This is a genomic window from Pseudonocardia pini (genome assembly GCF_013870575.1).
Classification (GTDB): domain Bacteria; phylum Actinomycetota; class Actinomycetes; order Mycobacteriales; family Pseudonocardiaceae; genus Pseudonocardia; species Pseudonocardia pini.
In genome coordinates this window covers 1-2,592 of the sequence record NZ_JACBXB010000782.1, presented here as the reverse complement: position 1 = coordinate 2,592, position 2,592 = coordinate 1, and the positions used below count along the sequence as shown (strand labels likewise).

The window sequence follows — 2,592 nt, the reverse complement described above, 5'->3', positions numbered from 1 at the left end:
CAGGGCGTCGACGATCCGACGCGTGGTGGTGTTGACCGGGACCGCGAGGCCGAGACCCGTACCCGCCACCGCGGTGTTGATCCCGACGACCCGACCGTGCGAGTCGGCGAGGGCGCCGCCGGAGTTGCCGGGGTTCAGCGCGGCGTCGGTCTGGATCACGTCCTCGACCACGCGGCCCGCGCTGCCGGATCGGGTGGGCAGGGCGCGGCCGAGTGCCGAGACCACGCCCGCGGTGACCGAGCCCGCGAGGCCGAGCGGGTTCCCGACGGCCACCACGAGCTGCCCGACGACGAGCTCGTCGGCACTGCCGAGCCGGACGGGGTCGGGGAGGTCGCCGTCGGCCCGGAGCAGGGCGAGATCGGACAGCGGATCGGCCCCGACGACCCGCACGGCGACCTGGGAACCGTCGCCGAAGTCCGCGCGGCCGGTCTGCGACCGACCCACGACGTGCGCGTTCGTGACCAGCTCCCGCGGCCCGACGACCACGGCCGAGCCGGTGCCGCGGCCGAACCGGACCGCGGCGACCTTGGGGGTGAGCTCCGCGGCGACCGCGGAGACCGTGCGCGAGTAGGCGTCGAGCTCGGCCATGAGAGCCTCCTGATTACACCGTTGCAGGAGACTCAACGACGTGGGACGCCCCGGTGTTCCTAGACGTCCTCGGCTTCGCGGCTCGCCGGGTCCCAGGCGTTGCCCGCCTCGCCGAAGCCGCGTTTGCGCAGGGCCTTCCTGGCCGCCCTGGCGTTGCGCCCCACGAGCCGGTCGACGTAGATCACGCCGTCGAGGTGGTCGGTCTCGTGCTGCAGACAGCGGGCGAGGAACCCGGTGCCCTCGACCTCGACCGGGTTGCCCTTCTCGTCCGTGCCGGTGACCTTGGCCCAGTCCGCCCGGCCCGTCGGGAACTGCTCGCCGGGGACCGACAGGCAGCCCTCCTCGTCGTCCTCCGGGTCCGGCATCCGCTCGCCGGGCAGCTCCGAGGTCTCGAGCACGGGGTTGCACACGACGCCCCGCTTCATCGTGCGGGTGACCTCGTCGGGGCAGTCGTAGACGAAGACCCGAAGGTCGACGCCGATCTGGTTGGCCGCCAGACCCACGCCGTGGGCGGCCGCCATGGTGTCGAACATGTCCGCGACCAGGACCGCCAGCTCCTCGTCGAAGGTCTCGACGGGGCGTGTGGGGGTGTGCAGGACGGGATCACCGATGATGACGATGGGTCGGACGGCCACCCGGGTGACAGTAATGTCTCGATCGACGATTCACGCCCACGGGTGGCGCGTCCCGACGGTCTCCGTCGGCGCCCCGTGGTTCAATGGCGCCCGCGAATGACAGCCGTGTCATTCCGTGGAGGAGCGTCGGCAGGAGCGTGATGGAGTCCGCCACCGAACCCCGCGAGGAGGGTCGCCCCAGCGGCAGGCCCACCCGTGAGCTGGACCGCCGGGAGCGCGAGATCCTCGCCTTCGAGGGCCAGTGGTGGAAGTACCAGGGGGCCAAGGAGCAGGCCATCCGCGAGCTGTTCGACATGTCCGCCACCCGCTACTACCAGGTGCTCAACGCGCTGGTCGACACGCCGGAGGCGCTCGCGGCCGACCCGCTGCTCGTCCGGCGGCTGCGGCGGCTGCGTGCCAGCCGCCAGCGGACCCGTGCCGCCCGCAGGCTGGGGATGGAGCCCTGGTGACCCGCACCGGAGGCCCGAGGTGACCGCACCGTCCGGAGGACCGTCGCCGACCAGGATCGGCGGCATCGCCCTGATCGGGGTCGCGGTCGCCGCGGCCGTCATCGGCTTGGTCTCCCTCGGCACGGGCGGTGGCTCGGACCAGGGTGAGGACGCCACGGCCGCCCCGCCCACCGCGTCCGTCGCCCCGGCCACCCCGGACTCGAACGAGGTCCCGGTGCCGTCGTTCACCCCCACGCCGACGGACCTCGCGACGCCCACGACCACCCCCGCGCCCGTGGCGCCCCCGGTGGCCGCGGACAGCGGCGTCGGCGCGACGGGTGGGAGTGGCTCGGGGGTCGCCCCCACGATCCCGCTGCGGATCTACAACAACAGCACGATCAGCGGGCTCGCGGCCACGGCGGCGTCGGACTTCCAGCGCGGCGGCTGGACGGTCTCGGACACCACCAACTACCCGGACGGGGTCATCCCGACCAGCACCGTCTACTACCGCCCCGGCACCGGCGAGCAGGCCTCGGCGGAACGGCTGGCCCAGGAGTACGGGCTCCGCGTGGAGCCGCGCTTCCAGGGCATCCAGGACGCCAGCCCGGGCCTCATCGTGATCGTCACGCGCGACTTCCGCAGCGCCTAGTCGGTCCGCTCCCCAGCGACGGCGCGTCCCGGATCCCCGGGGCGCGCCGTCCGCGTTGCAGCCCCTGCCGTTCCCGGGTCGTGCGGTCAGTCGGCCGAGCGGCGGGCGGCGTAGGCCTCGAGCTCCGCGACCTGGAACGGGTCGAGGCTCGGGGGGACGTTGCGGCGTGCCTGGGCCAGGTGCGCGGCCGTCACCTCGCTGGCGTCGAGCGACTCGCGCATCGCCGTGAGCGCGGCCTCGCGCAGGATCGCGGCGCAGTCCGCGGCCGAGTAGCCCTCCAGGTCCGCCGCGA

At 73.8% G+C, this 2,592-nt stretch carries 5 protein-coding genes; 2 read left to right on the top strand and 3 right to left on the bottom strand.

The genetic code is table 11. The annotated features are described in order from the left end of the window. Together H5J29_RS28855 and H5J29_RS28850 are read right to left on the bottom strand one after the other, a co-directional pair. On the bottom strand, positions 1-588 hold a 588-nt coding region (locus H5J29_RS28855; protein WP_181784133.1), incomplete at its 3' end, for a S1C family serine protease. Positions 589-647: 59 nt separating this feature from the next. Then, positions 648-1,223, bottom strand: a complete 576-nt coding sequence (locus H5J29_RS28850) for a peptide deformylase (RefSeq protein ID WP_181784132.1) — start codon at positions 1,221-1,223, stop codon at positions 648-650. Between the two features lie 140 nt (positions 1,224-1,363). Here H5J29_RS28850 and H5J29_RS28845 point away from each other — a divergent pair, with 140 nt between their 5' ends. Together H5J29_RS28845 and H5J29_RS28840 are read left to right on the top strand one after the other, a co-directional pair. Continuing rightward, positions 1,364-1,672, top strand: coding sequence for a DUF3263 domain-containing protein (locus H5J29_RS28845; protein ID WP_181784131.1), 309 nt, complete (start codon positions 1,364-1,366; stop codon positions 1,670-1,672). Between the two features lie 19 nt (positions 1,673-1,691). After that, positions 1,692-2,300: a LytR C-terminal domain-containing protein gene (locus H5J29_RS28840; RefSeq protein ID WP_312858463.1), complete on the top strand. Its 609-nt coding sequence runs from the start codon at positions 1,692-1,694 to the stop codon at positions 2,298-2,300. A gap of 86 nt (positions 2,301-2,386) precedes the next feature. On the opposite strand, the gene H5J29_RS28835 is transcribed toward H5J29_RS28840, so the two are convergent. Beyond that, positions 2,387-2,592 (bottom strand): hypothetical protein (locus tag H5J29_RS28835; RefSeq protein ID WP_181784130.1); only part of this gene is annotated, 206 nt, incomplete at its 5' end.

Coding starts and splice junctions, on each gene's coding strand:
- H5J29_RS28845 (WP_181784131.1), top strand. CDS start 1,364: ATGGAGTCCGCCACCGAACCCCGCGAGGAGGGTCGCCCCAGCGGCAGG.